A 466-nucleotide genomic window follows, 5' to 3' on the forward strand; every position below is an offset into this window, starting at 1 on the left:
GACTCAAGCAACTGCATCGTTGGAACGTGTACTCGAATTTTTGCGAGAGCCTTATGATATTGTAGATTCTTCTGATGCCCGCTCCGTAAGTAAAGTAAGCGGCAGGATTCAATTTCATGATGTGTGGTTTCGGTATGGAGAGGATTCGGAATGGGTGTTGAAAAATATTCACTTCACGATCCAACCCGGAGAAACCGTGGCCCTTGTCGGAATGAGCGGCGGAGGGAAATCCTCCATGATCAGTCTGATCCCTCGTTTTTACGATATCCAAAGAGGAGTCATTTCCATTGATGATTATGACATTCGGGACATGACGTTAAAGAGTTTAAGAAATCAAATTGGGATTGTTTTGCAAGATAATATTTTATTTAGCGGGACGATTCGTGAAAATATTTTATTTGGAAGACCTGATGCGACAGAGGAAGAAGTGGTCGAGGCAGCGAAAGCGGCTAATGCGCACACATTT

At 43.3% G+C, this 466-nt stretch carries 1 protein-coding gene; it reads left to right on the plus strand.

The annotated features are described in order from the left end of the window. Nucleotides 1-466, plus strand: a 466-nt coding sequence (locus AC2JF9_RS08950; RefSeq protein ID WP_500727063.1) for an ATP-binding cassette domain-containing protein, incomplete at both ends; no start/stop codon positions are given.

Source organism: Lactobacillus sp. C449L, from assembly GCF_059900815.1.